Below are 26039 nucleotides of genomic sequence, written 5' to 3'. Positions count from 1 at the left end.
GAAATTTCGTTATTTGAAAACTATTAGTGTAGTTTTATAACTATACTAATAGTTTTTCTTTTCATGAGGTATTTGATACGTGTATTGGGGCTGTGTCTTTCGCTTTCGGGCTTTGCACAGGATAGACTTTCGGGTTACGTTTATAGTGCTCAGGATTCTACCGCACTGGCAGATGTTTCCATTTATTTTGACGGAACGACTTTAGGTACAATTACCAATAAGGACGGCCATTACTCAATTGCTATACAGCCGGGAGTAAAGAGTGCTTTGGTGATTAGTATGCTGGGTTATAATCCCGTATACATTAATAATTATCAAAACATAAGCGAACTTCCTGTTGTTTACTTAACGGAAAGCACCGAGCAACTGGGTGAAGTCTTTCTGGAAACCGACCCCTGGTCTCGGGAGCATAAAATGCGGGAATTTAAACGGGAGTTTTTAGGCGGAACTGAGGTGTCTAAAAACGTGAAAATCCTCAATGAAGAAGTTATAAAACTGCATTACAGCGCTTCAAAAAAAAGGCTGGTTGCCTGGGCCACTAAACCCATTCAAATCGAAAACAAGTATCTGGGCTACGTAATAGACTATGAGTTGCAGGACTTTTACATCGATTATGAAAAGAGCCTAAAATCTGACCTGAATCTGGTATATATGGTTTACTACGCGGGGACCAGCTTTTTCAGAGAACTTAAACCTAAAGTACCCCGGCGTTTCAAAAAGCACCGCGATGAAGCCTTTGAAGGTTCGACCCTTCATTTTATGAGGTCACTCGCAAATCAAAAACTTGGGGAGCACGGTTTCCGTATTTTTCACAAAAGTTTTGAAGTAGCCCCCTATCAGTTTTTTAAGTTGCAACAGGGTGAAGAAAACATACACGTAGAGCAAACGGCAGAACAACTTTCTATTCTTTTTGATAATGACCAGCAGTCTTCTATTACGGCTAAAGTACCATTTCAAATTGATAAATTTGGCAATCATTTTCCACCTTCGGGGATTATAATTGGAGGTGCCATGGGGAGAAGACGTCTCGCTATGATGCTTCCGCAAAATTATAAGCTTCAGCCCTAGACGAGTTCTCCTGAACAAATTCTTTATTAAAGAATGCCAGATCTTCTTCCTTGAAATAATCGAGATCCATCATTTCGCCAGAACCGAGGCCTGCGTTGATCGTCAGGCTTTTATCGGTAAGTTTAATTGATTTGATTGCTTTCCTGTCAAACACAATCGGCTTTTGCTCCGGAGCCTTTAGAATCAGCTTTTTAGAATCCCACTTAATCACAGAGAATAATCGCTTATTGTAGAGTTGGTAGGCTAGAACGGTCAGCATAACTACACCAAATATCAGATACGACCAATTTAAGACAGAGCCGGAATCTAGAGCATATTCTATACCGCCCACAATCAAATACAAAAAACCAAAAATCAATAAATAGTTGCGTTGCTTTTTATGCAGTTTAGAGGTAATTGTAGTCATCAGAGTTTATTTTACTCCTAAAACTAAACATTTAATTTGTAACCGGCTCGGCGTATAAGTCAAAATCTTCGGCTTCGGTGATTTTAACCCGGGTATACTCTCCGGTTTTCAAATAATGTTTCGTGGCGTCTATCAAAACTTCGTTATCCACATCCGGTGAATCAAATTCGGTTCTGCCCACGAAATAGTTCCCTTCTTTACGGTCAATCACGATACGGAACTCCTTCCCTATTTTTTCCTGATTCAATTCCCAGCTGATCTGCGACTGCAAGGCCATAATCTCGTTGGCACGCTCCATCTTTACGTCTTCCGGAACATCATCTTCCAGATTATACGCGTGGGTATTTTCTTCGTGCGAGTAGGTAAAACAACCCAAACGCTCAAAACGCATTTCTTTTACCCAATCGCGTAGCAACTCAAAATCTTCCTGAGTTTCGCCCGGATAACCCACAATCAAGGTTGTACGTATCGCCATTTGCGGTACTTTCTCCCGGAAGGTCTTCAATAACGCATTGGTTTTTTCGTAGGTAGTACCACGACGCATCGACTTCAGCAATTTGGTTGAAATATGCTGTAACGGAATGTCGATATAATTACACACCTTTGGTTCTTCGAGCATCACATCCAGCACATCCATTGGGAAACCGGTAGGAAACGCGTAATGCAGACGAATCCATTCTATGCCTTCCACCTTTACCAGCTCGCGCAAAAGCTTGGCAAGTGCCCGCTCCTTGTATAAATCAAGCCCATAATAGGTAAGATCCTGCGCGATTAGAATAAGTTCCTTAATTCCGTTTGCGGCTAGTTTTCCGGCTTCGATAACCAGGTTTTCAATCGGCGTACTTTTATGTCCACCACGCATCAATGGGATTGCACAAAACGAGCAGGGACGGTCACAACCTTCGGCTATTTTTAAATACGCATAATTTTTTGGCGTAGTCGTTAAGCGCTCACCGATGAGTTCGTGCTTGTAATCTGCACCTAAAGCCTTCAGTAATAACGGAAGTTCGGTAGTACCAAAATACTGATCTACATTAGGAATTTCCTTCTGCAAATCGGGTTTATAACGTTCGGAAAGGCAACCCGTAACAAAAACCTTATCAACCAGGCCGTCTTCCTTCTTTTGTACGTATTCAAGAATGGTATTCACCGATTCTTCTTTCGCGTTAGCGATAAAACCACAGGTATTAATCACCACGACATTCCCTTCCTCCTCGTGCGCAACCTCTTTATTGTTGGCACGCAGCTGGCCCATCAACACTTCACTGTCATAAACGTTCTTCGAGCAACCCAGGGTTACCACGTTTATTTTGTTCTTCTTAAGGGTTTTAGTACGCATAAGGCTCTTTATTTCGGGGCGCAAAGATACGGTAAATTCGTCAATCTATAAGCTCATAACCAAGGTATCTGCATACCCGGAATAAGCCGATTTTTTGTTCCATTTTAAAAAGTGACCATTCTGATTAAACCATTTTATGTTTAATTTGGTCAAAGCCGTAAATCCCTGTTTATGAAGACGCTTTTATATCTTTTTGCTGCGCTTTTGGTTTGCTCCTGCTCTTCGGGCTCTGATGATACTGAAGGTCCCGCGCCTGATGAAAACCTGTACTTTCCACCATTGACCGGTTCAACCTGGGAGACGGTAAGCCCCGCCGAATTGGGATGGAATACTGCAGCATTGAATAATCTGGATACTTTTCTTACAGACACCAATACCGAAGCCTTCATCATTTTAGAAAACGGAAAAATAGCTTTTGAAGCCTATTATGACGGAAAAACTGCAGCAGATTTCTTTGCCTGGAATTCTGCCGGAAAAACCCTGACGGCTTTTACGGTAGGGCTCGCTGAACAAAAGGGATTGTTAGAGCTTGATGACAAAACCACCGACTATCTGGGCAGAGGCTGGACCTCTATGACCCCGGCTCAGGAAGATGCGATTACCATAAAAAACCAACTTACAATGACTTCCGGTGGTGACTTCACAAGGGGCGACATTCATTGCTATGACCCGGAATGCCTGTACTATCGCAAAGCTCCGGGAACCGAATGGTACTATTACAATGCGTATTACACCCTGCTTCAGCCGGTACTTGATGCCGCAGCTCCAAATGGTTTTGATGCTTTTTTTAAAGCAGACCTGAAAGACCGAATAGGAATGGACGGTCGCTGGGTAAGTCTAGGCTACAACAATGTGTATTTTAGTACAGCCCGAGGGATGGCACGCTTTGGACTTCTCAATTTAAATAAAGGAAGCTGGGGCGAAAACAAGCTGCTGAATACCGACTACTGGGATGCGATGATCAATACGTCACAGCCGCTTAACCCGGCTTACGGATACCTCTGGTGGCTAAATGGAAAAAGCAGCTTTAAACTTCCCAGCCTTACAGAAAGCTTTACCGGAAAATTAATTCCCAATGCCCCGGATGATCTCATTGCCGGTCTGGGGGCCAACGATAAAAAGCTCTACGTAATTCCCAGTCAAAACCGCGTTATTGTACGCCTGGGTCCTGCTGCTGACGCCGACGACCTGGGACCTACGAGTTTTGATAATGAGTTGTGGGGAGTTTTGAAGGAGGTTTTTAAATAATACTTTTTAAGAACTCCTCTGCAGTCATAACGGGAAGCTGGGATTCTTTAAAATCTTTCCCGTTTCTGGTTATGATATAATCGCAGGATGATTCTGTTGCGCTAAAATATTGTAGAGCATCTTCAAAATCCTTTATAGTAGAATTAAGAGCCTTATCGAGTGTCTGCGGGCTGAGCGAAAATACCTCACTTAAAATTCTAAACTTGCGAAGTTTCTCTCTGGCAATCTCTAAACTTTCAAATTTTGAAATAAAATAATTCACCGTTGCAAAAGATATAGGAGAAACAACCATAGTTAAAACTTCTTTTTCTGCCAGCGTGGCAATCTTTGCTATATACTCGTAGTAAGGCTCCCGTTCGCCCAATAAATCAAGCATTATATTGGTGTCTATGAATAAGCGCTTTTTCATTTATATTTTTCCAATAGCGCATCAGCATACTCCTTTTCATCAATGTCTAAAGGAATTTTGTTACCTGTCGCAATACTTTTGACAAATGCAGATATCTCAAACTCCTCCTCGATTTCATTTGATGTTAGAGATTGCAAATACGCCTCAACGATACGAGATAGGCTCATTTTTCTGGTTGAAGCGTATGCCTTAGCCTTTTCTATGACTTCCTGATTCAGTTTTAATGTGAGTTTAGTATCCATACCCTAAATATTTACGTATAAATTTAAATAATCTATACGTATGATTAAAATGTTTACTCATCAAAATCTCCCGGAGTCTTTCGCTTTTGCGAAATGCTTTCATAGGCATACGCCAACTGAAGCAAGAGTTCTTCTGATAAGGTTGGTGCGATAAACGTGAGTCCCATCGGCTGATTGGTTTCAGAATAGCCCATAGGCACCGTAATTGCAGGATATTTGGCTACTGCCGCGTAACCTGCCATATAATTATTGATAGACAATACTGCATCCAGGTCATTCGCTTTCATAGGTTCATCAAAAAACTGCCTTCCGTTGCGTTCTAAGGTGTCTTTAATCGCAGTAAATTCTTCAGCAGAAGCCGAATCGGCAAGCACTCCATACAACAAACCCTGGCCGTAAGGCATACGTATTAGTGAATCCTTCTTATTGAAAGCCGTGATGTCGTTTAGATCTTTCACTGCAAGATCTTTAGCTCCATACGCAGCTATATAAGCCGGTAGATCGTTTTGCATATCGAGATTGAGTACGCGTAAAAACTGCGGAAGATCAATCTCAGGACGCTCTAGTTCTACCAACGTAGCACCGGCATCCCGTAATGCCGAAACCGCCTGAATGTACAACGTATCCTCGTAACTTTTATAATAGCCCAGGCGTTTGCCTTTCAGGAATTCTCTAGCATCCAAATCTTTTAAAGGCTTTACATAATCGGTTTGTGTTGCTGCCAGTTTAACTGCCTTCTCGTCTTCGGGATCGAGCCCCGTCATCGCCTGCAACAAAATTGCATTGTCAATTACCGATCGCGTCATTGGGCCCGGTGTGTCAAGCGTACTCGAGATAGGCACAATACCGCCGCGTGACAACAAACCAATGGTGGGTTTTAGCCCAACAACCGAATTGGCACTGGATGGTGACAAAATAGATCCGCTGGTTTCTGATCCTACCGCAGCAACAGCAAAGTTGGCCGCCATAGACACCCCGCTCCCCGAACTGGAACCGCCGGTATCGTGAATCTTACGGCCGTAGGGGTTTAAGGTTTGTCCGCCAACAGCCGAATAGCCGCTGGGGCAATCATTACAAAAGAAATAGGCCCACTCGCTTAGATTGGCTTTTCCCAGGATCAAAGCGCCCTGTTCTTTTAGTTTTTGGGTGATAAATGCATCATCTGCATTGTTGTTCTCAAAAACCACGGCACCTGCTGTAGTTGGCATACCCGCCGCATTGATGTTATCCTTTAGCAAAACCGGCATCCCATGAATGGAATACCTATCTATCAACAGCTTTTCCTGCAAATCAAGTTTTCGCGCTTCTTCAAGCACCTTAGGATTTAAAGCAATAACAGAGTTAAGCGACAGCTCATTATTTCGATCGTATTTTTTAATTCGGCTTAAATAAAAAAGAACCAGTTCTTCGTAGGTAAGTTTACCATTTGCTTTAGCCTCCTGAATTTCAGGAATGGTTTTTTCGAAAGCAAGTGCTTTTACTTTTTCATAATCAGCTTCTGAAAATTTTTCCAATGCATCTTGAAATGGTGACCAGAGCGCTTCGGTATTTAAAACTTTAGAATCGAGCACGGCATACTCGCGTTCTTTGACGGTAGTGTCTTTTACAGTTTCTGTTGACTCTACAACTGTTGATGCCGATTGATTTTCTTTACACGAAAGGACAGCAAGAGCTGTGAAAAGCAGTAGTAGGTTTTTCATAGTCTGAGGTAGATTTTCCTCTAAAAATACAAAAAGGCATCTCACGAATGTGGATGCCTTTCTATTTTGATGTAATTGCTAATTTTTAGACTCTAAAAAACGAATCTACAAATTCAATCTTATTAAATACCTGTAAATCTTCAATACCCTCACCTACTCCTATATACTTTACGGGAATTTGAAACTGATCGCTGATGCCGATAACCACGCCACCTTTGGCAGTACCGTCAAGCTTGGTAACAGCAAGCGAAGTAACTTCGGTAGCCGCAGTAAACTGTTTGGCCTGTTCAAAGGCATTTTGCCCGGTAGAGCCATCTAAAACAAGTAGAACTTCGTCAGGAGCGTCGGCAATCACCTTTTGCATTACCCGTTTTACTTTACTCAGCTCATTCATCAGGTTTACTTTGTTGTGCAAACGTCCGGCGGTATCTATGATCACCACATCGGCATCCATTTTTACTGCACTTTGCACCGTATCGTAAGCCACTGAAGCAGGATCACTGCCCATTTGCTGCTTGATGATAGGTACATCTACCCGATCTGCCCAAATCTGCAACTGATCTATAGCCGCGGCTCTAAAGGTGTCGCCAGCTCCGAGAACTACCTTCAGGCCTTTTTGTTTAAACTGGTAGGCAAGCTTCCCTATGGTAGTGGTCTTACCCACACCATTAACGCCTACAACCATAATAACGTAAGGCTTTTTAGCAGGAACCGAAAAGTCGGTCGCATTGCCTGCATTGGTTTCGCTAAGTAAACCTGCGATTTCTTCGCGTAAAATAGAATTGAGTTCTTCGGTTCCCAGGTATTTATCCTTAGCAACACGTGCTTCAATACGGTCTATGATTTTGATGGTTGTTGTCACCCCGACATCGCTGGACACCAGTACTTCTTCCAGATCATCAAGCACTTCATCATCTACCTTGCTCTTACCTGCAACGGCTTTACCCAGTTTGCTTAAAAAGTTGGTATTGGTTTTCTCCAGACCTTTGTCTAAAGTTTCCTTCTTTTCTTTGGAAAATATATTTTTAAAAAAACTCATCGTATTCAGGATGCATTGGTTAGCTGGGCAAAGGTATTGCCTTTATAAGGATTTTGAAATCACTAAAAGTAAATAAGGTTGGAGCAAGTCTAAATTACACCTGGCACCAACATATTTCCAATTTAAAAAAAGCCTTGACAACCTTTAGCCTCTGGCGGCGCCAATTAGGAAATACAAAAAGCCGTCACACTATGTGCAACGGCTCCAGATAAACATTTAAAATGTTTTATTTTTTATCTAAGAACTCTCCTACAAGTTCTGGTGTCATTACTGCCTCTACGAAAGTATATGCACCTGTCTTAGGAGATTTAACCATTTTAATGGCTTTGGTCAAACGTTTTGAACCGGTCTGTAATGTTGCTACTGATTTCTTTGCCATGTCTTATTTTATTTCTTTGTGAACAGTCATTTTATTCAAGATTGGGTTGAATTTCTTCAACTCCATTCTATCTGGGGTGTTCTTTTTATTCTTAGTGGTAATATAACGAGAAGTTCCCGGTTTTCCGGAAGCTTTATGCTCTGTGCACTCTAAAATTACCTGTACTCTATTGCCTTTCTTTGCCATAATTCCTAATCGTTATACCGTTATTACTTAGTAAGAAAGCCTTTAGCGCGAGCCTCTTTAAGCACAGCGGTAATACCTTTCTTATTTATATTTTTAAGAGCGGCTGTAGAAATTTTAAGTGTTACCCACTTATCTTCCTCAGGGATGTAAAAACGTTTTTTGATTAGATTGGCATCAAATTTACGCTTGGTTTTATTCATCGCGTGAGAAACATTGTTTCCTACCATTGCTTTTTTGCCCGTAAGCTCACAAACTCTTGACATGATTCTTAACTTTATAATGTGTTACTGAAAAACAGGGTGCAAATTTACAGAACTAAAACAAGTTGACCAACACAAAAGCCTAGTTTTTTAAAATTTCTTTTTGAAGCAGTTCAAATGCCTTGTTTACACTTTTTGAAATGACCCGCTCCCGCTGACTTCCCATCTTAAATTCCTGCGAATAAACACCATTGGGAGTGGCGATCCCAATAAAAACTGTGCCCACATCGGCATCAGAATCTCCTTTTGAAGGTCCTGCATTACCGGTTGTAGAGACTGCAAAGTCTGACTTGTACCAGTTTTGAACCGCTAAAGCCATTGCTTCGGCTACCGGAGCACTTACAACCGAATGTGTGTCAATTAATTTCTGATCTATTTTAAGCAGCTCTACCTTGCTGTGTGTGGCATAGGTAACCATTCCGCCCTTAAAATAGCCTGAAGCGCCCGGAATAGCCGTTATAGCCGCAGCAATTTGACCTCCCGTACAGCTTTCGGCGACAGCGAGCGTTTTATTTTTCTGTTTGAAGAGATTCCCTACTACGACTTCGATCAATTCGCCATCATCATAACCTACGATGATATCGCCTATCAATTCCTGTAGTTTTGCAATCTGTTCGGCCAGATTTCGTTCTAAAACATCGCGATTGGGACCTTTAGTAGAAAGTCTTAAGCGCACCTTACCTAAAGCAGGCAGATAAGCCAACTTTATAGCTGAAGGCAGGTTATTCTCGAAATCTTCAATCGTGTCTGCAATCTCACTCTCTCCACGTCCGTAGGTCTGTAAGGTTTTATGAAGAATATAAGGCCGGCTGAACTCTTTCTGAAGCCGGGGAATCACCTCATCGGTCATTAAGGCTTTCATCTCAAAAGGCACACCGGGCATGGAGATGAATACGGTATCATCCCTTTTCATCCACATTCCCGGAGCGGTACCGTTTTTATTCATCAGCACCGTGCACTTGCTGGGAACCAAAGCCTGAGATCGGTTTGCGGGCAGCATTGGCCTGCCCACATGATGCTTGAATATCCTTTCAATATTTGCCAGAACACCGGGATCTTCAACCAGCTCATCTTTAAAAAATTCACAAAAGGTATGCTTGGTAACATCATCTTTAGTGGGACCAAGACCGCCTGTGATCAAAACCACCTGACAGCGCTGCCGGGCGGCATTTAAGGTATCTACAATGTGTTGTTTAGAATCTGAAATCGATGATATTTCGGCAACTTCAATGCCTATTTTATCGAGTTCTTTGGCAATAAAAGCCGAATTGGTGTCTACAATCTGGCCTATGAGAATCTCATCACCAATTGTAATAATGTGTGCCTGCATTACATTTTCCAGTCTTTACGCATTTCTTCAATGGCGTCAGAAACCATTTTGTTAATTGTGTCGAGTTGCGGGCGTATGACCGAAGTAGGTTTACTGGTGTCTGCCCAGCGCTCCATTGCTGAAATTTCCCGTATAAGATCTATCCCGAACATTTCCAGATTGGGTTTCATTTTATGAGCAAACTGGTAGGCCATCCTGTGGTTGTCGTTATCGATTGCCATGTTCATACTTTGAAGATCCGGAGGAATTTCGGTTAAAAAAGTCTCTACAACAGTTTGCATAAATTCTTTGTCACCGCCAGACATATCTTCTAGCTGGTACAGGTCATAATGTTTGGGCATAATCGTGTAAATTTGGGTTATTTTATGTTGACGCTAAAAAGCTCCTTGTCTTCCAGATATCCACTCAGCTTATCACCAATACTTACCGGTCCTACTCCCGCGGGCGTTCCCGTAAAAAGGACATCTCCTATTTTGAGAGTCATAAACTTCGAAACGTGAGCGATAAGGGTTGGAATATCAAAAATCATATTTTTTGTATTTCCTAGTTGTACAATTTCATCATTTTTTTTCAAATGAAAATTAATTGCATTTAAATCTTTAAAACTTTCTTTAGGTAACCATTCACCTATTACCGCCGAGCCGTCAAAGGCCTTTGCCTTTTCCCAGGGATGGCCTTTTTCCTTGCACTCGCGCTGTAAATCCCGAGCTGTAAAATCTATTCCCAGACCAATCTGATCAAAATATTTATGAGCAAATTTAGGCTGAATATATTTACCCAAACGGTTAATACGTATCAATACCTCAACCTCGTAGTGCACTTCCTGAGTAAACTCGGGTATTACAAAAGGATGTTTGTTTAGTAAAACAGCCGAGTCGGGCTTTAAGAAAAAAAGCGGTTCGCCTGAAGCTTTGCTGTTAAGCTCTTTTATATGCTCAGCGTAGTTCTGACCAATGCAAATGATTTTCATCTAAGACAGCTTTGTATTCAATTTTCGCAACTTGATTCCGGTAAGCACTTTTTTAGTATACAATGGAAAATCGGCGTTTTGAATCCACCCAAAATAACCGGGTTCGTTTTCAAGCACGTCTTCCACCTTTTTCCCCTTATGCTTACCAAAGCTAAAAACCTCTTCTCCTTCTTTATTGTAGGCTATGAAGCCTGCAAAATCTGCAAACTTTTTACGAGCGCTGAATTCCGCAAGGGTTTTCATATTGTTTTCAAGCTCATCATAGCGATCAAGCTGTGCTTTTAAAACTTCATAGGTCGCAATGGTATCTGCCTCGGCACTATGCGCGTCATCGAGATTTTGATCGCAGTAAAATTTATAGGCCGCGCTCAGTGTGCGTTGTTCCATTTTGTGGAAAATGGTCTGAACATCAATAGCGTTGCGGTTTTTCATATCAAAATCTACCTCAGCGCGAAGCATTTCTTCAGCTAAAAGCGGAATATCAAATCGATTTGAATTAAATCCTGCCAGATCAGAATCTTTAATGAGATTATTGATCTCTGTGGCCAGTTCTTTAAAAGTAGGTTTATCGGCAACATCTTCATCTTTTATACCGTGAACCGCAGTAGTTTCGGGCGGAATAGGTATGGTAGGATTTACCAGCCAGGTATGCTTCTCTTCCTTTCCGTTAGGGAAAACTTTAAGTACCGAAATTTCTACAATACGATCATTAGCCACATTTACTCCCGTAGTTTCCAGGTCAAAAAAGCAAATGGGTCTGGTAAGATTTAAATTCATAGGTTGTCGTTTAAATGCAAAAGTACAATTACCAAATTCAAATCATCTGTTTTTTGAGATTCTTGATTTTGTTTTTTGATAGTGACAGGGTTTTAAACCCTATTTCAAAGGGCAATTATCTATTCCAAAATACTAAAAAATCCCTGCGGATAAACCGGAGGGATTTGATTCATTTTCTATAAGTATAAGGTTTACCGAGCTATACCTGACGGTCACTATCCCAGTCTTCGAGATATTGTGCCACGCGCTGAACGAATTGTCCACCCAGAGCTCCATTAACCACACGGTGATCGTAACTGTGCGATAAAAACATTTTTTGGCGAATGCCTATAAAATCCCCTTCCGGAGTTTCAATAACCGCAGGAACTTTACGTATGGCCCCTAAGGCCAGTATTCCTACCTGAGGCTGATTAATGATGGGTGTTCCCATCACACTACCAAATGTCCCCACGTTGGTAACTGTATAGGTTCCTCCCTGAGTATCATCGGGCTTAAGTTTACCATTGCGCGCACGATTTGCCAGGTCATTTACTGCTTTGGCCATTCCGACCAGGTTGAGCTGATCTGCATTGCGTATTACCGGAACAATCAAATTTCCATCGGGCAATGCCGCAGCCATACCCAAGTTTATATTTTTGCGTTTTACGATACGATCTCCATCAACCGAAATATTAATCATTGGGAAATCACGAATCGCTTTTGCCACAGCTTCCATAAAAATAGGCGTGTAGGTAAGCTTCTCTCCTTCCCGCTTCTGGAAATCATTTTTAACACGCTCCCTCCAGTTTACAATAGCCGTAACGTCTACTTCAATAAAAGACTGTACGTGGGCAGAAGTCTGTACCGAAGCAACCATATGCTTGGCGATCATTTTACCCATTCGGCTCATCTCGATAACCTCATCACCACCGTTTACACTTACAGGAGTTGCCTGAGCCTGAGCCGCAGGTTTAGATTCAGCTTTGGGCTGTTCAGCTTGTTTTGTTTCCGGTTTTTTACCGGATTTACGCTCTTCTAAGTAAGCCAGAATATCGTCTTTTGTAACCCGACCTTCAAGGCCTGTGCCGTTAACGGTATCCAGTTCTTCCTGAGAAATACCTTCCTGCTGGGCTATATTTTTTACCAAAGGAGAATAAAAACGCTCTCCTGTATTGGAAATTGCGGCTGCCGAAGTAGTCTCTTTTGCCTGATCAAGCATAGCCGCTGCATCTTCTGCTTCTGCTGATGCTGTTTCTTCCTCTTCCGGCTGATCGACATCTGCAACAGGTTCTTGAGACTCAGGCTCAGAACTGCTTTCAGCGGGTGCATTATCACCGGCAATCTCAATGATTGCCAAAGTTTCCCCCACTTTTACTACATCATCAGCCTCATAGAACTTTTCTACCAAAGTACCCGAAACTTCACTCGGCACCTCGCTGTCTACCTTATCTGTGGCAATCTCTACAACGGGTTCATCAAGTTCAATGGTATCGCCTACCTCTTTGAGCCAGTTGGTCACGGTAGCTTCGGCGACACTTTCTCCCATCTTTGGTAACTTAAGTTCGAATTTTGCCATATTATTAATAGAAAAGTTATTGGTTGAATTATTTTGCGAATTTAATAAAAATAAGTTGATATGACTTCTAAATAAATAATCATACCGCTTAAAGCACCTGCCCCCTATGATGAGCAGAATCACTACCGCAGCTAAAATTACAATTTGAAGGGCGTATGCGAAATGTATTTTGGCGGTTTTTTAACTGCTGCATAGCAGTAATAACGTCTGCAGTTCTACTGCCTTCCAGGTCAAAGATAAAACGGGAATGCTGCGGTTTTTCGGAGTAAGCCACTCTGAGTCCGTCCCAGTTAAGCCTAAGTATGTCATCTGGCTGATCGTTTAAATTAGGCGTATCACTTACCCAATAACGCCGCTCAAAACCCAGATTTATGGGCTTTTTGATTTCCTGCGCTGCATAGGTCTGACTGATGAGCTTAATCGCAAAACCCAGCAAACGATCAAAAAGATCGCTTTTGTGAAAATGCTTGCGGGCAAAAAGACGCATAGCTCCATAAAAACGAAGAGCATACTGCCTGTCTTTTACCGTGCTCTCTCCCTTAAAATGCAATACTGTTACTTTTCCCAGATAATAATTACTGTAACCCTTTTGGGTTATGGCATAGCTCAGGTCAATGTCTTCTCCATACATAAAAAAACGCTCATCAAAACCGCCTACCTCCTGATAAAGCTGTCGTTTTAAAAACATAAAAGCACCAACGAGAATAGCCACCTTTCCGGTTTCTGTTTCATCCAGATTTGTAGCATAATAGGAGTTACTATTGCCCAACAACTTTTGGATGCTCACCTTAGGCGTAGTCAGATTGCGCTTACTCTCGGGAAGGAAATTGCCGGTACCATCAATCAACCTAACCCCAACAGCTCCCAGATCGTCTTTATTTTCGGCGAATGCCAAAACATCCTGAAAACAGGTTTCGGGGACCATCGTATCCGGGTTTAGAATGCACAGGTATTTGCCCTTTGCAACTGCCACACCCTGATTATTGGCTTTAGAAAAACCCTTATTTTCTGAGTTTACGAGCAATTTAACCTGTGGAAAAGCAGTTTTTACAAGTGGGATTGTCGCATCTTCAGAGGCGTTGTCGACTACAATAATTTCAGAATCTATATTTTTCAGGGAACGGGTAAGGCTTTCGAGACAAAGCTGCAGATACTGCGGTACCTTATAGCTCACAATAATCACCGAAAGCAGCATAATTTAGTTTTTAAGCGAATTTTCAAAAGGAATACGGTGCAAAATGCTTCGGCCCAGAGTCACCTCATCTGCATATTCCAGCTCATCACCTACCGCAATACCGCGAGCGATGGTTGAAGTTTTAATACCAAATTCTTCAAGCTGCCGGTAAATATAAAAATTGGTCGTATCACCTTCCATGGTGGAACTCAGCGCAAAAATCACTTCTTCCACACCGCCCGACTTTACTTTTTCTTTGAGAGACTGAATCGTCAAATCCTGAGGCCCTATCCCATCTAATGGCGATATTTTTCCGCCCAAAACGTGATAATGACCGCGATACTGACTGGTGTTTTCTATCGCCATAACATCGCGCACATCCTCAACCACACAAACTATTGAAGCATCGCGATTGGGGTTTGCACAAATCTCGCAAAGGGCTACATCTGAAATATTATGGCAGTTTTTACAAAATTTAATGTCGGTGCGTAGCCTGGTGAGTGCTTCGGCAAGCTGAAGCGTTTGATTCTCATTTTGACGCAGTAAATGCAATACCAGTCTTAAGGCAGTACGTTTGCCTATACCCGGGAGTTGAGACATCTCGTAAACAGCCTGCTCCAATAATTTTGATGAAAAATCCATGCTTCAAAGGTACTAAAGATTTTAAGCTCTTAAACCTTACCCGGAAACAAGCTTAGCCGGGCAAAGCTGTGCTCCAGTCCCTGATTGAATAGTTAAAGGTTTTCTGGAGTTTTGAATTGTCGAGAACACTAAATTTTGGGCGACGGGCTAATGTAGGATACTGTGCGCTGCTCACTGCGATCACCTTTGTTTTGAGTCCGTTTTGGGCAACAATCGCCTGTGCAAAATCAAACCAGCTGGCCTGACCCGAATTCACAAAATGATATATCCCCGAATTTTGCGGATTAAGCTGTGGTATATGTTTCAGTATAAAATGAGCCAGGTCTAATGCCTGTGTGGGCACTCCCGTCTGATCATTTACCACGCTTAATTCATCCCGGGATTGTGCCAGATTGAGTATGGTTTTATAAAAATTCTTACCGTAAATACTATACAACCAGGCGGTGCGAATAATCCAAAATGCCGGGATGGCTGCATCCAAAATCGCCAGTTCTCCTGCGCGTTTTGATTTCCCGTAAGTCGTCTGAGGTGCTGTAGCATCGCTTTCCAGATAGGGTCTGGAAGACGCTCCATCAAAAACATAATCTGTAGAGATATGAATGAGTTTCACCCGGTTTTCCGAACAATATGCTGCCAGATTTGCGACTCCCCGTTCGTTAACGGCGAAAGCGGCGTCTGTTTCGGTCTCTGCGAGATCAACCTGTGTATAAGCTGCCGCGTTGATGATCACGTGGGGTTTTAGGGCATCAAGGACTGTCTTAACCGAATTGGCATCGGTTATATCAAGCGCTTTTCGGTCTTTATAATAAAAAAGGTGATTAAAATTGGGATCGAGATGTTTTATACACTGCGCCAATTGCCCACCGTCACCTGTTACCACCACACGCAGTTGTTTGCTAACCATACATTTTTTTTAACACCTTATCCAAATCAAGACCTGCCTGATCTTTTACTGAAAGTTTTAAATCGTTCTGTGTTGGCCAGTCGATTAAGATTTCAGGATCATCATAGCGCAGGGTAAGTTCTGCTTTGGGATTGTAATAATTATCGCAACTGTAGGTAAAAATGGTTTCGTCTTTAAGCGTTAGAAAACCATGAGCCATTCCCCTGGGAACAAATAAGGATTTCTGATTTTCAGCATTGAGTTCTATAGCGTAGTATTGACCGAAAGTTGGTTCTTCCTTTCTAAGATCTACCACTACGTCAAGAACACTGCCCTGAATGATGCGCACTAATTTGGCCTGCGCAGCACTCCCTACTTGTAAATGCATACCGCGTAGCACATTTTTACCCGATTTAGATTGATTTTGTTGAACAAATTCAGGTGCCAGTTCCGTGTTCCTTTTAAACTCCATCGCATTGAATGCTTCAAAGAAATAACCTCTGGAATCCCCAAAAACCTTGGGCTCTATAACCCATAAATCCTTGAATCCTGTTTCTATAACTTTCATTGAATTAAAGATTTAAGGTAAGTCCCATAACTTGATTTGCCATATTGAGTTGCAATTTGGTCTATATTTTCAGGAGTTATAAAGTTCATCAGCAGGGCGACTTCTTCAATGCATCCTATTTTATATTGCTGGCGATGCTCAATGGCACGTACAAAATCGGTTGCCTCATTGAGCGAGTCAATAGTACCGGTGTCAAACCACGTCATTCCCCTGCTCATAACCGCAACCTGCAGTTCTTCCAATTCTAAATATCTGTTTTGGATGCTGGTAATTTCCTTTTCGCCTCTGGCGGAAGGTTTAACGTCTTTTGCAAAATCAACGGCCCGGTTATCAAAAAAATACAAGCCGGGTATGGCGTATTTTGATTTTGGGTTCTGAGGCTTTTCTTCAATTGAAAGAACCTTTCCGCTTTCATCAAATTCAACCACTCCGTAACGATTGGGATCTTTTACAGGATATGCAAAAATAGATCCACCTTTTAAATCGGTTTGCTGTTGAAGCATTTTACTTAGGCCGTTTCCATAAAAGATGTTGTCCCCCAAAATCAGGGCTACAGTATCCTTACCAATAAAATCTGCTCCGATAATAAATGCTTCTGCCAGACCATTAGGCTCGGGCTGTACCTCGTAGGTAAAAGAGCAACCCAGGGCCTTACCATCACCCAAAAGATTTTTAAATGAGTTCTGATCCTGAGGAGTGGTAATTATTAAAATTTCCCGTATTCCGGCCAGCATCAAGGTCGAGAGCGGGTAGTAAATCATAGGTTTATCATAAACCGGAAGCAATTGCTTACTTACCGCAACTGTGAGGGGATACAAACGGCTTCCCGAACCTCCTGCCAAGATAATACCTTTCATAAAACTTTAATTATTGTGTGTAATGATCATTATAATAATCCTGATACATTCCTGTTGTTACCCCTTTGAGCCAATCAGGGTTTGCAAGATACCAATCTACAGTCAAACGCAAGCCTTCTTCAAAGGTAACCGAAGGTTTCCAACCCAAATCCTGATTTATTTTTGAAGCATCAATGGCATAGCGCTTATCGTGACCGGGGCGGTCTTTTACATAGGTGATTAGCTTGGCTGAAGAACCTTCGGGTCTGTTGAGCTTTTCATCCATAATCCCACACAGCAATTTCACCAAGTCGATATTCTTCCACTCGTTAAAACCTCCAATGTTATAGGTCTCTCCTGTTTTACCGGATTCAAAAAGCAGTCCTATCGCAAGGGCATGATCAAGCACATACAACCAGTCTCTGGTGTAATTACCATCGCCGTATACCGGAAGCTCTTTATTCTCGATACAATTGTTTATAAAAAGAGGAATGAGTTTTTCAGGGAACTGATTAGGCCCGTAGTTATTACTGCAATTGCTTATGATATATGGAATCCGGTAGGTTTCGCCATAGGCTCTAACAAAATGATCTGAACTTGCCTTGGATGCCGAATACGGAGAATTGGGATCATAAGCCGTGGTTTCGGTAAACAATCCGCTTTCGCCCAAAGAACCATAAACCTCATCGGTACTGATGTGATAAAACAGATTGTCGCTGTATGGAGTTTCCCAATACTTTAAGCAGGCATTTAAAAGATTTACAGTCCCCAGAACATTGGTCTTTACAAAAGCCAAGGGGTCTTTAATAGAGCGATCTACGTGCGATTCAGCAGCCAGATGAATAACCCGCTCAAATTCATATTCTCTAAAAAGTGCATCCAGGGTTTCTGCCTGGGTAATGTCAGCCTTTAAAAATTGATAATTAGACGCATTCTCGAGGTCTTTAAGATTTTCGAGGTTACCTGCATAGGTCAAAGCGTCCAAATTAAAAATACGATCTTCAGGCCGGTTATTCACAAACAAACGCACCACGTGAGATCCTATAAAACCGGCTCCTCCAGTGATTAAAATATTCATAACCTATCTTTTAAAACCTGTACAATACGCTGCGAGGCCTTACCGTCACCGTAGGGGTTGTGAGCCTTGCTCATCGTTTCGTAGTGTTGTTTATCATCAAGCAAAGTTAGGATACCCTGTCTCAATTTCTCAGGATTTGTACCAATTAAAGATACTGTACCTGCACCTACTGCTTCGGGACGCTCTGTTGTGTCTCGGGTCACCAGAACAGGTTTACCCAGTGCGGGAGCCTCTTCCTGAACTCCACCGCTATCAGTTACGATAAGATAGGAACGGTTCATTAACCAGACAAAATCAGGATACTGTAAGGGGTCTATCAACGAGCAATTACGCACGTTCCCCAAAACGTCAAAAACCGTGTTTTTAACATTCGGATTTAAATGCACCGGATAAACGAGATGTATATCGGGTCTCGCAAGGGCCAGATCTCGTAAGGCTTCACAAACACGCTGCATACCATCGCCAAAATTCTCCCTGCGATGGCCGGTGATTAAAATGATTTTCTTATTCTGAAATGGAATACCCCTAGCAAAATTCGGTTGTAGTGCCGCTACCTTATTAACGGTGAGTTGCAGGGCGTCTATTACGGTATTACCGGTTACAAAAATATGTTCCCCGGCTATTCCTTCGGCCTTAAGGTTAGCTGAAGCAGTAGCCGTTGGTGCAAAATGAAAATCTGCTATACGACCCGTGATCTGACGGTTTAATTCTTCAGGAAACGGGGATTGTTTATTAAATGTGCGTAAGCCGGCCTCAATATGTGCTACTTTACAGCCCGCATAAAAAGCAGCCAGACTTGCGGCCATTGTTGTTGTAGTATCCCCGTGCACACAGACCAGATCGGGTTTAAACTCTGCAAGGGGTTGTTTTAAAGCAGTTAAAATGCGGGCAGTCAAATCAAACAAATCCTGATTTTTACGCATCAGATCTAAATCGTACCAGGCTTCAATCTTAAAAAAATCAAGAACCTGATCGAGCATTTCGCGATGCTGGGCGGTGAGGCAAACTTTTACATCAAAGAATGCATCATTTTGAAGTGCTTTTATGACCGGAGCGAGTTTTATGGCTTCGGGACGCGTACCAAAGACAAAAAGTATTCTTTTCCGCTCCTTATAATCTGCCATCTACTCCTTCTTTATAAAAGCCCTTTACATCGTAAACAACTGCATTTTCGGCTTTCAAATCGTCAAGATTTAAATCTGCAAATTCGGTATGACTCACTGCGAGCACAATGGCCGAAAACTTGTTACCTGATAACTTGGGTAACAAGGTATAACCATATTCTTCCTGGACGAGCCTCGCATCAGCCTGCGGATCGTAGACCGAAACCTGCGCACCATATTCTTCCAAATCCCGTATTATATCTATAACCCGCGTATTTCGCACGTCTGGACAATTTTCTTTAAAAGTGATTCCCAATACCAGAATCTTGCTATCCTTGAGCCTGATATCCCGCTGTGCCATCAACTTTACAACCTGAGCGGCGATATAAGTGCCCATACTGTCATTGAGGCGTCTTCCGGCAAGTATGATTTCGGGGTGATATCCTACCTGTTTTGCTTTCTGTGCCAAATAATAGGGGTCTACCCCTATGCAATGCCCACCGACTAAACCTGGCTTAAAGGGTAGAAAATTCCATTTTGTACCCGCGGCTTCAAGCACCTGCTGTGTATCTATTTCTAAAAGATTGAAAATTTTCGCCAATTCGTTTACAAAAGCAATATTAATATCGCGTTGTGAATTTTCAATCACCTTTGCAGCTTCGGCTACCTTGATCGAGGCGGCTTTAAAGGTACCCGCGCTGATTACCGAAGCGTAAAGTTCATCAACTCGTACTGCAATCTCAGGCGTGGAGCCGGCGGTTACTTTGCGTATTTTATCTACGGTATGGGTTTTATCGCCGGGATTGATACGTTCGGGTGAATAACCTGCAAAAAAGTCAATATTAAATTCTAAGCCTGAATCCCTTTCAAGAATGGGAACACAGATTTCTTCGGTAACACCGGGATAAACCGTAGACTCATAAATCACCAGATCTCCCCGTTTTAAATATTGAGCTACAAGTTCACTGGCTTTGATCAACGGAGTTAAATCGGGGTTATTATTCTTATCTATTGGGGTAGGAACCGTGACAATAAATACGCTAACCTCTTTGAGTTCTGAAGGTTCGGCAGTGCAGTAGAGTCCGTTAGAGGTGCTATTGGCAGATTTTAAAACTTCCTGAAGCTGCGGGGCCTCTACCTCTCCGGTATGATCTATGCCCTTCTGCAGTTCTGAAACACGCTGTTTCTTCAGGTCAAAGCCCACCACATCATAACGTGTTGCAAAGAGACGCGCCAGCGGAAGACCTACATATCCCAGGCCAATTACCCCAATTTTCATGAATTGTCTTTTAGTTCAAATTCTTAAAGTACCACTCCACAGTTTCTGTAAGCCCCGCTTTAAGGTCATAGGCGGGTTCATAGCCTAAAAGATTGCGCGCTTTGGTTATCGATGCGAGCGAATGCGGTACATCACCTTTTCGCTGAGGACCAAAAACAGGATCGACATCTTTAACGCTTTGATCGTAATTAAGCAATCGTTCTTTAATTTCCCGCACCAATTCTACAAGAGTGGTTTGCTCGCCGTAAGCAATGTTGTAAATCTCATTTAAAACATGACTTTCGGTGGCGGTCAAAGCTAATAAATTAGCCTGAACCACATTCTCTATATAGGTATAATCTCGGGAAAAAGAACCGTCACCATTTATTACAGGAGACTCGCCATTCATTAAACTCGCAATGAATTTTGGTATCACTGCCGCATAGGCACCTTCGGGATCCTGTCTTGGACCGAAAACATTAAAGTATCGCAAACCAATACTGCTGAATGCATAATTTTTGAAGTATACACGGGCATAAATCTCATTAAAGAGCTTTGTCGCAGCGTAAGGCGAAAGCGGCTCTCCAATCTCACTTTCTATTTTGGGAAGGGCTTTGGCATCTCCATAGGTAGCCGAACTCGCAGCGTAAACAAAGTGAGTAATGCCTTCTAATCGACTAGCCTCAACCATGTTTAAAAAGCCCGAAACATTAACGGCATTTGAGCTAACAGGATCTGCTAAACTTCTAGGCACAGATCCCAAAGCAGCCTGATGCGATACGGCATTACAACCCAAAACAGCCTTTTTACAAACATCAAAATCGCGGATATCACCCTCCATAAACTCAAAGTTCCTGTGCTCCCTAAATGGGAGAAGGTTTTGAGGCTTTCCGGTTGAAAAGTTATCGAGGCACCTCACAAAAGCCCCGAGATCAAGAAACTTGTGTATCAAATGCGAACCGATAAAACCGGCTCCACCGGTAACTAAAATACGTGTACCGGCAACACTAGGGAGAGTTGACGTATGCATAGGGGTTTGTATTTTTAATCTAATTTAAATCAAGATTATTGAATTAAATTAATATTTCGTTAACAAATTTGATTTAAACTTGGGAAAATATCATTTTCACAAGTTAAACTTATACTAAACGCCCGTATAATCTGCCAATAGGAGGAAAACATTAGTAATTTTAAGAAAAAAGATAAAGAAATTACACACTATGAATTACCTCAATTTAGATCGTGACAAAACACAAAATACAGTCACTCAATTAAACATCTTACTGGCAGATTATCATATTTACTATCAAAAACTCCGCAATTTTCACTGGAATATAGTAGGCGAAAACTTTTTTGACCTGCACGCGAAGTTTGAAGAAATGTATAATGACGCCCTCATCAAAATAGATGAACTAGCCGAACGCATACTTACCCTGCGTCATCAACCCGAAAGCCATCTTACCCGATATCTGGAACTTTCAAATATTAAAGAATCACCTAGTGATACCAACGACATCGATATGGTTAATATCCTCCTCGATGATCACGGTAAAATCCTAATTCAAATGCGCAAAGTGGTTGACGAGGCAGATAAAGGCAACGATGAGGGTACCATTGATCTTTTGGGAGCCTATATCAGAGAGCTCGAAAAAACGAGTTGGATGCTGGATACCTGGCGGATGAACAAGACCGAAAATCGCCAGAAATAATAAAACACTAACCAACCCTAAATTTTTATGTTATCAACTTTACAGACTGAAGCTCAGGAAAATTCAGATTGGAATTTTTTTGACTTTGATAAGCTAATCGAAAAATTACACGGCTGGGGCGAAAGTCTAATCCTCAAACTCCCCAATTTTGTTATAGCCATTCTGGTATTCGCCATTTTTTGGTTTCTGGCAAAATACGTATCCAAATTTGTGCGTCAAATCCTTATGCGTGGCGTAAAACAGGATTCCATTCGTGTGATGGCAGGCAAAACGGCCTTTGCCATTACCGTACTGATAGGATTTTTTGTTGCTTTAGGCATTATGGATTTAGACAAAGTATTGACCTCGGTACTTGCCGGAGCCGGTGTGGTAGGTTTGGCCATTGGTCTGGCTTTACAGGGAACTCTTAACAATACCTTTAGCGGGGTAATCCTAAGCTTTATGCCGAGATTACAACTTGGAGACTGGGTAGAGACCAATGATTATTCAGGATTTGTTGAAGATATTACGCTGCGTAACGTCACACTCAGACAATCTGATAATAACTATGTGATTGTGCCCAACTCGAGTATTGTAGATTCTCCTTTCAAAAACTGGTCACAAACAGCACGAAGCCGTGTTTTTGTCAATTGCGGTGTAGGCTATGAAAGCGATCTGGAAGCCGTAAAAAAACTCACTATAGAAACCTTGAGTGCTAAATTTGAACAACAGGGATCTGAAGAAATTGAATTTTTCTACGAAAGTTTTGGCGACAGTTCAATCAATTTTGTTGCGCGTTTCTGGGCTCCCGTTACCAAACGGAAAGATATGCTTGCCGCTCAGGATTTAGCAATTATCGAGATCAAGAAGGCCTTTGATGCAAATGACATCAACATTCCGTTCCCAATACGCACACTTGATTTTGGTAAAAATAAATTCCGTTCTGAGACCATTACCATTGCCAACTCAGGTGGCGGTGAGGCTGTATCTTAAACAGCTATACGGATATGTAAATAGAATTTAATTTTAAATAAGCAACGCCCGAAGTATCACAATTACTTCGGGCGTTGTTGTTTTATGCGTATGTCATTTAATTTAGCGAACATACTCCCGATTAATTTTCAGTTTTTATAACAAGACGGCTTGAATTTCGTTTTACTACATTTACACAACTAGTAAAATTTTATGAGTCCCGAAGAATTTGCACGGCTGCAGGCCGAAAATCAAAAACTAAAAGCCAAACTCGATAAGCAACAGCATTCTAAACAGAAACGCCGTAAACTGGGTTGGACTTTTTTAAAGCAATCTTCCGGCTTTATTCTGGGAGCAAAGCTTAAAAAAAGCATCGAACGCTTTCTTGAAGAACTTTCAGAACAGCAGCTCGTTTCGAGAGAAACCTTGTCTGATTTACTCAGTGCTATTATTATTCGCCTTACACGCGTAGGCTTTTTGCTGGTGATTACAGCCATTCTGCCTTCAATCCTGCTTATTTTTCAAACTTATTACCTTTCGCAGCAAAACAAACTGATTACGGGGCAAAGTGAAATGTTTAAACAGCAAAACAACCGCCTCGATCAGCAAACCTATTTACAGGAAGCCGAACGTCGCGGACAAACGCTTTTGCTCATGGATAATATGCTGAAAGAAATAAGTGATGATGTACGTTTAAATCCACAAAACACCATAAATGATGCGACTGCGGGTCGGCTTATTTCACTAAGTAAAATGCTGAAGCCTTACAAATACCTGGAAAACGACAGCCTCATCGAGCAGGTAATAAGTCCTGAGCGCGGTTATCTGCTGGTTTCGCTTCTGGAAACCGGGATAAACCTCAACGCAACCTCCCGCAGCCGAACTAATGGTAAACTGATGAACCGTCTCGATTTTACGTATGCCGAGTTGCGCGATCTTACGCTTAAAGGCGCAGATTTGCTCGAAATCAATTTATCGTACGCAGACCTCAGAAATTCTAACTTCACCGGAACCGATTTTAAAAAAGCCGATTTAAGCAACGCGCGCCTGCAACAAACAAACCTGAGCTATACAGGCCTGGGCGAGGCAGATTTGGAAAACGCAAAACTTCAAAACGCCATTTTAGACCGGGCTGATCTAAGCAAAACCAATCTTACCGGGTCTGATTTGCGCAACACCAGTCTGGTAAAGACTAAAATCAAAGAAGCTGTTTTAAAAAACGTCCGTGTTCAAAAAGCCTTTGAACAGGACGCTTCTTTACAACTCAACAAAGATCAGAGTGCCTGGTTATTTCAAACCTATGAAGTGGTTGAAATTGACGAAGACCACTATCAGCTGCTGCCTAAATCCTGATTAGTTTTTACGCTTCCACTTAAGCTGAAATAAATCTTTTCTTCGATCTATAAGGTTGTGTACGCTACCAAACTGATTAAGCTCTTTAAGCAGGTCGATATCCACGTCTGCAACCAGAATCATTTCGGCATTCGGTGTAGCTTCCGCCTTAACCCCATTGGTAGGGAATTGGAAGTCACAGGGTGTAAGCACCATACTTTGTGCAAATTGCATATCCATATTATGTACTTTTGGGATATTGCCCACGCTTCCCGCTATGGCGACATAACATTCGTTTTCAATTGCACGGGCCTGAGCACAATGCCTTACGCGGCTATAGCCGTTTTGGGTATCGGTAAGGAAAGGAACAAAGAGGATATCCATACCTTCATCGGCCAGCAACCTGCTTAACTCCGGAAACTCGACATCATAGCATATAAGAATACCTATTTTACCACAATCGGTATTAAAGGTTTTGAGTTTTTCGCCACCGCTCATCCCCCATGCCTTGGCTTCATCAGGGGTTACGTGAAGCTTGTAAAACTTTTCGATAGTACCGTCGCGTTTACATAAGAACCCTACGTTGTAGAGCTTTCCATCTTCTATATACGGCATACTACCCGTGATGATGTTGATGTTGTAGCTCACCGATAGTTCTGAAAACCGGTCGCGTATGCGTTCGGTATATTTTGCAAGTTCGCGTATCGCATCAGGCTCAGAAAGATGGTTGTACGCCGCCATCAAAGGCGCATTAAAAAACTCAGGAAACAAGGCGAAATCAGAGCGGTATCCCGAAATGGTATCTATAAAGTATTCGGCCTGCTCAATGAGTTCTTCAAAGTTTTTATAGGTACGCATTTGCCATTGTACCAGACCAAGACGCACAACAGTTTTAACGCTGTTAGGCTTCTTCTCGGGCTTTTGATAATAAATGTTGTCCCATTCCAGGAGCGCAGCGTATTCCTTAGACTGCTTATCCCCTTCCAGATAATTGGTAATAATTCGTTTTACGTGAAAATCGTTGCTCAACTGAAAATCAAGGACCGGATCGTTAATTTCACGAGTCCGTACTTTCTCAATGTATTGTTTCGGCGTTAATTCTTTTGCATACTGATGGTAATTTGGCAAACGACCACCAAAAACGATACGTTCTAAATTCAGGTTTTCACAAAGCTCCTTGCGGTAATCGTAAAGTCTGCGACCTATACGCATACCGCGGTATTTATGCGAGATAAAAATATCTATTCCGTACAGGACATTACCTTTGGGCGTGTGGGTGCTGAAACTTTCATTACCCGTTATTTGCATATACGTATGCTTATCTGAAAACTTATCGTAGTCTACAATAATAGACAATGCACAACCAGCAATCTCTCCGTTTACCTTAACAACAACCTGTCCTTCGGGGAAAACCGTCATCAGTTTTTTAAGGTGCTTTTTCTCCCAATACGGATCTGGGATCGCGGGATAAACGGCTATCATGATTTCTTTGAGTTCCTCAAAATCCTTGATATCTAAATACTCCAGATTAATGGTATCTACGCGCTCGCGTTTATCAATATTATCTACGTTTTCTACGTCTTTCATAAAATGTTTA

At 42.0% G+C, this 26039-nt stretch carries 29 protein-coding genes; 5 read left to right on the top strand and 24 right to left on the bottom strand.

Annotated features, from left to right (window positions below; all coding sequences use genetic code 11):
• Window positions 1–63: 63 nt before the first annotated feature.
• Window positions 64–1068: a carboxypeptidase-like regulatory domain-containing protein gene (locus tag ACSSS3_RS14205; RefSeq protein ID WP_228228279.1), complete on the top strand. Its 1005-nt coding sequence runs from the start codon at window positions 64–66 to the stop codon at window positions 1066–1068.
• On the opposite strand, the gene ACSSS3_RS14200 is transcribed toward ACSSS3_RS14205, so the two are convergent.
• A complete protein-coding gene (locus ACSSS3_RS14200; RefSeq protein WP_228228280.1) occupies window positions 1031–1474 on the bottom strand; it encodes a hypothetical protein in 444 nt (147 codons plus the stop codon). The genes ACSSS3_RS14205 and ACSSS3_RS14200 overlap by 38 nt on opposite strands.
• Window positions 1475–1505: 31 nt before the next feature.
• On the bottom strand, window positions 1506–2813 hold the full coding sequence (gene rimO, locus ACSSS3_RS14195) for a 30S ribosomal protein S12 methylthiotransferase RimO (RefSeq protein WP_442845185.1): 1308 nt from the start codon (window positions 2811–2813) through the stop codon (window positions 1506–1508).
• 171 nt (window positions 2814–2984) lie between these two features.
• On the opposite strand from rimO, the gene ACSSS3_RS14190 reads away from it, so the two are divergent.
• Window positions 2985–4061: a serine hydrolase domain-containing protein gene (locus tag ACSSS3_RS14190; RefSeq protein WP_442845184.1), complete on the top strand. Its 1077-nt coding sequence runs from the start codon at window positions 2985–2987 to the stop codon at window positions 4059–4061.
• Here the strand turns inward: ACSSS3_RS14190 and ACSSS3_RS14185 are convergent.
• The 21 genes from ACSSS3_RS14185 to ACSSS3_RS14085 form a co-directional block, all read right to left on the bottom strand.
• Window positions 4054–4470 carry a type II toxin-antitoxin system VapC family toxin gene (locus ACSSS3_RS14185; RefSeq protein WP_442845183.1) on the bottom strand — a complete coding sequence of 139 codons (417 nt, stop codon included), beginning with the start codon at window positions 4468–4470 and terminating at the stop codon, window positions 4054–4056. The genes ACSSS3_RS14190 and ACSSS3_RS14185 overlap by 8 nt on opposite strands.
• Window positions 4467–4712: a DUF6364 family protein gene (locus ACSSS3_RS14180; RefSeq protein WP_442845182.1), complete on the bottom strand. Its 246-nt coding sequence runs from the start codon at window positions 4710–4712 to the stop codon at window positions 4467–4469. The genes ACSSS3_RS14185 and ACSSS3_RS14180 overlap by 4 nt, the downstream gene beginning before the upstream one ends.
• 53 nt (window positions 4713–4765) lie before the next feature.
• Window positions 4766–6412: an amidase family protein gene (locus ACSSS3_RS14175; protein ID WP_442845181.1), complete on the bottom strand. Its 1647-nt coding sequence runs from the start codon at window positions 6410–6412 to the stop codon at window positions 4766–4768.
• A gap of 85 nt (window positions 6413–6497) precedes the next feature.
• The gene (gene ftsY / locus ACSSS3_RS14170; protein WP_228228285.1) at window positions 6498–7451 is read right to left on the bottom strand and encodes a signal recognition particle-docking protein FtsY; all 954 of its coding nucleotides are present in this window, start codon (window positions 7449–7451) and stop codon (window positions 6498–6500) included.
• Window positions 7452–7677: 226 nt separating this feature from the next.
• On the bottom strand, window positions 7678–7830 hold the full coding sequence (locus ACSSS3_RS14165; RefSeq protein ID WP_228228286.1) for a DUF4295 domain-containing protein: 153 nt from the start codon (window positions 7828–7830) through the stop codon (window positions 7678–7680).
• Between the two features lie 3 nt (window positions 7831–7833).
• Window positions 7834–8016, bottom strand: coding sequence for a 50S ribosomal protein L33 (rpmG, locus tag ACSSS3_RS14160; protein ID WP_028375871.1), 183 nt, complete (start codon window positions 8014–8016; stop codon window positions 7834–7836).
• Between the two features lie 23 nt (window positions 8017–8039).
• Entirely contained in the window at window positions 8040–8279 is a 240-nt protein-coding gene (gene rpmB / locus ACSSS3_RS14155; RefSeq protein ID WP_228228287.1) for a 50S ribosomal protein L28, read from the bottom strand.
• Between the two features lie 79 nt (window positions 8280–8358).
• Complete coding sequence (locus ACSSS3_RS14150) at window positions 8359–9606, bottom strand: competence/damage-inducible protein A (protein WP_442845180.1); 1248 nt, start codon at window positions 9604–9606, stop codon at window positions 8359–8361.
• Window positions 9606–9947: an Hpt domain-containing protein gene (locus ACSSS3_RS14145; RefSeq protein ID WP_228228289.1), complete on the bottom strand. Its 342-nt coding sequence runs from the start codon at window positions 9945–9947 to the stop codon at window positions 9606–9608. The genes ACSSS3_RS14150 and ACSSS3_RS14145 overlap by 1 nt, the downstream gene beginning before the upstream one ends.
• A gap of 17 nt (window positions 9948–9964) precedes the next feature.
• Window positions 9965–10576, bottom strand: coding sequence for a fumarylacetoacetate hydrolase family protein (locus ACSSS3_RS14140; RefSeq protein WP_442845179.1), 612 nt, complete (start codon window positions 10574–10576; stop codon window positions 9965–9967).
• Entirely contained in the window at window positions 10577–11353 is a 777-nt protein-coding gene (locus ACSSS3_RS14135) for a 3'-5' exonuclease (RefSeq protein WP_228228291.1), read from the bottom strand. It abuts the gene before it with no gap.
• Between the two features lie 199 nt (window positions 11354–11552).
• On the bottom strand, window positions 11553–12908 hold the full coding sequence (locus tag ACSSS3_RS14130) for a dihydrolipoamide acetyltransferase family protein (protein WP_442845178.1): 1356 nt from the start codon (window positions 12906–12908) through the stop codon (window positions 11553–11555).
• Window positions 12909–12996: 88 nt separating this feature from the next.
• Window positions 12997–14103, bottom strand: a complete 1107-nt coding sequence (locus ACSSS3_RS14125; protein WP_442845177.1) for a glycosyltransferase family 2 protein — start codon at window positions 14101–14103, stop codon at window positions 12997–12999.
• A gap of 3 nt (window positions 14104–14106) precedes the next feature.
• Window positions 14107–14724 (bottom strand): recombination mediator RecR, encoded by a 618-nt coding sequence (recR, locus tag ACSSS3_RS14120; RefSeq protein ID WP_228228294.1) that lies wholly within the window; start codon window positions 14722–14724, stop codon window positions 14107–14109.
• Between the two features lie 52 nt (window positions 14725–14776).
• Entirely contained in the window at window positions 14777–15628 is an 852-nt protein-coding gene (rfbD, locus tag ACSSS3_RS14115; protein ID WP_442845176.1) for a dTDP-4-dehydrorhamnose reductase, read from the bottom strand.
• Window positions 15621–16175, bottom strand: coding sequence for a dTDP-4-dehydrorhamnose 3,5-epimerase (gene rfbC / locus ACSSS3_RS14110; RefSeq protein ID WP_442845175.1), 555 nt, complete (start codon window positions 16173–16175; stop codon window positions 15621–15623). The genes rfbD and rfbC overlap by 8 nt, the downstream gene beginning before the upstream one ends.
• On the bottom strand, window positions 16172–17032 hold the full coding sequence (gene rfbA / locus ACSSS3_RS14105; RefSeq protein WP_442845174.1) for a glucose-1-phosphate thymidylyltransferase RfbA: 861 nt from the start codon (window positions 17030–17032) through the stop codon (window positions 16172–16174). The genes rfbC and rfbA overlap by 4 nt, the downstream gene beginning before the upstream one ends.
• A 10-nt stretch (window positions 17033–17042) precedes the next feature.
• Complete coding sequence (gene rfbB / locus ACSSS3_RS14100) at window positions 17043–18089, bottom strand: dTDP-glucose 4,6-dehydratase (RefSeq protein WP_442845173.1); 1047 nt, start codon at window positions 18087–18089, stop codon at window positions 17043–17045.
• On the bottom strand, window positions 18086–19213 hold the full coding sequence (gene wecB / locus ACSSS3_RS14095; RefSeq protein ID WP_442845172.1) for a non-hydrolyzing UDP-N-acetylglucosamine 2-epimerase: 1128 nt from the start codon (window positions 19211–19213) through the stop codon (window positions 18086–18088). The genes rfbB and wecB overlap by 4 nt, the downstream gene beginning before the upstream one ends.
• Window positions 19200–20471 (bottom strand): nucleotide sugar dehydrogenase, encoded by a 1272-nt coding sequence (locus tag ACSSS3_RS14090; RefSeq protein ID WP_442845171.1) that lies wholly within the window; start codon window positions 20469–20471, stop codon window positions 19200–19202. Before ACSSS3_RS14090 ends, wecB begins: the two co-directional genes overlap by 14 nt.
• A 10-nt stretch (window positions 20472–20481) precedes the next feature.
• On the bottom strand, window positions 20482–21480 hold the full coding sequence (locus ACSSS3_RS14085) for an SDR family oxidoreductase (RefSeq protein ID WP_442845170.1): 999 nt from the start codon (window positions 21478–21480) through the stop codon (window positions 20482–20484).
• 190 nt (window positions 21481–21670) lie between these two features.
• Between ACSSS3_RS14085 and ACSSS3_RS14080 the strand changes: the two genes are divergently transcribed.
• The 3 genes from ACSSS3_RS14080 (at window position 21671) to ACSSS3_RS14070 (ending at window position 24463) form a co-directional block, all read left to right on the top strand.
• A complete protein-coding gene (locus tag ACSSS3_RS14080; RefSeq protein ID WP_228228302.1) occupies window positions 21671–22159 on the top strand; it encodes a Dps family protein in 489 nt (162 codons plus the stop codon).
• Between the two features lie 27 nt (window positions 22160–22186).
• Window positions 22187–23131: a mechanosensitive ion channel family protein gene (locus tag ACSSS3_RS14075; protein WP_442845169.1), complete on the top strand. Its 945-nt coding sequence runs from the start codon at window positions 22187–22189 to the stop codon at window positions 23129–23131.
• A gap of 192 nt (window positions 23132–23323) precedes the next feature.
• Window positions 23324–24463 carry a pentapeptide repeat-containing protein gene (locus ACSSS3_RS14070; RefSeq protein ID WP_442845168.1) on the top strand — a complete coding sequence of 380 codons (1140 nt, stop codon included), beginning with the start codon at window positions 23324–23326 and terminating at the stop codon, window positions 24461–24463.
• On the opposite strand, the gene ACSSS3_RS14065 is transcribed toward ACSSS3_RS14070, so the two are convergent.
• Complete coding sequence (locus tag ACSSS3_RS14065; RefSeq protein WP_228228305.1) at window positions 24464–26029, bottom strand: bifunctional GNAT family N-acetyltransferase/carbon-nitrogen hydrolase family protein; 1566 nt, start codon at window positions 26027–26029, stop codon at window positions 24464–24466. It lies immediately after the preceding gene.
• Window positions 26030–26039: the final 10 nt, after the last annotated feature.

It is taken from the genome of Leeuwenhoekiella sp. H156 (assembly GCF_052218455.1).
GTDB lineage: Bacteria > Bacteroidota > Bacteroidia > Flavobacteriales > Flavobacteriaceae > Leeuwenhoekiella > Leeuwenhoekiella parthenopeia.
This window is presented reverse-complemented; position numbering and strand designations above follow the sequence as displayed.